The 1,561-nt window shown below is 38.3% G+C and carries 1 protein-coding gene and 1 pseudogene; one reads left to right on the plus strand and one right to left on the minus strand.

Annotated features, from left to right (window positions below; all coding sequences use genetic code 11):
* Positions 1–151 precede the first annotated feature (151 nt).
* Entirely contained in the window at positions 152–1,093 is a 942-nt protein-coding gene (trxB, locus tag WDC_RS09175) for a thioredoxin-disulfide reductase (RefSeq protein WP_044011545.1), read from the minus strand.
* A gap of 244 nt (positions 1,094–1,337) precedes the next feature.
* Between trxB and WDC_RS09180 the strand changes: the two are divergent.
* Positions 1,338–1,561 (plus strand): annotated as a pseudogene (locus tag WDC_RS09180) (hypothetical protein); the annotation flags it as partial.

Consider the following 1,561-nt stretch of genomic DNA (forward strand, 5'->3'; position numbering starts at 1 on the left):
GTTAAGAAGTTGGGGTGTACCAATAAAAATAGACCATATCCCTCGATTTTTGAAGGTTATGGTCTATTTTTATCGGTACACGTAAACTTTTGCAACTGGTGAACAAATTCAATCAATAAAATTTAGAAAAACAAGCAATCAAGAACTTAATCTAAACCGTCTGTTCTTCACCTTTCAATGACTCAATGTAATTAAAGACGCCTTGGCCTGCAACCCCACCATCACCGACAGCAGTGGTAATCTGACGCAATTTCTTATCACGCACATCACCAATTGCAAAGATACCAGGTACTTTTGTTTCCATTTGGTCGTTAGTCTCGACCCAGCCCTGATCATCTAAAATGCCAAGATTGCCAAATTGTTCAGTCATTGGTAACACCCCAACGTAAATGAATACACCACTGGCATCTAATGTAGATTCTTCGCCAGTCTTGTTGTTTTTAATCTTAACTCCACTAACTTTTTGCTCGTCGCCATCAATTTCTTCAACGTTAGTATTCCAGACAAATTCCATCTTGTCATTAGCGAAAGCACGATCTTGAATAATCTTTTGAGCACGTAATTGGTCACGACGGTGAATAACTGTAACCTTATCTGCTAATTGAGTGAGATAAATTCCCTCTTCAATCGCTGAATCACCACCACCAACTACAACGACATGTTTATTTTTAAAGAAGGCACCATCACAGACCGCACAGTACGAAACTCCTCGGCCCCCATATTCATTTTCACCGGCTGCTCCCAGTTTTTTATATTCAGAACCAGTGGCAATAATAATGGCTTTGGTTTCATAGGTTTCCATGTCCGTAGTAACCGTCTTAGTAACACCGTTATTTTCAATTTTTTCAACAGTGCCATAGGTATATTCTGCACCAAACTGAGTGGAGCTTTCATACATTTCTTTGGATAAATCCGGACCCAGAATTGATTTAAACCCAGGATAATTTTCAATTGCGGCTGTATTATTCATTTGTCCACCGTAGATTCCACGGTCTAACATTAATACTGATAAATTAGCTCGCGATGCATATAGTGCCGCCGTCATTCCACCAGGTCCAGCACCAATTACAATTACGTCATACTTTTTGGCCATCAATCAAGCCCTCCTTAACTTACTTACAATTAATGAGTATAAGATACACTGAATTTACTTGTTTGTCTAATTATCTGTTTTGCTAAAAAGGCACCACACACTACTGTCAAATAAAAAATGGTTCTACAATATTTGGTACTGATAGGTGTTCACTTCGTGAACATATATTGGTAACATTTTTATATACAGACAAAAAAAGAGAAGATAGCCTGCACCTATCTTTTCCAGAAAGGAACTATCTCTCATGGATGATTCTATCAAAGATGCACTTGGAATTACAGACACAAGAGTTACTTTTGATGAAAAATTTAAACAAACGCACAGTGAGGAGATCACTCCAAAGGGAGTGGCACACGTCTGGAATTTGAAACTTTCTTATCCCATGAACTGCCCTAACTGTAAAAAAAGGATGAACTACAATGGTACTAAAACCGTTATCCATCAAGCCATACCCACTGGTACTAAGTT

Source organism: Paucilactobacillus wasatchensis (assembly GCF_000876205.1).
GTDB lineage: Bacteria > Bacillota > Bacilli > Lactobacillales > Lactobacillaceae > Paucilactobacillus > Paucilactobacillus wasatchensis.

Coding starts and splice junctions, on each gene's coding strand:
- trxB (WP_044011545.1), bottom strand. CDS start 1,093: ATGGCCAAAAAGTATGACGTAATTGTAATTGGTGCTGGACCTGGTGGA.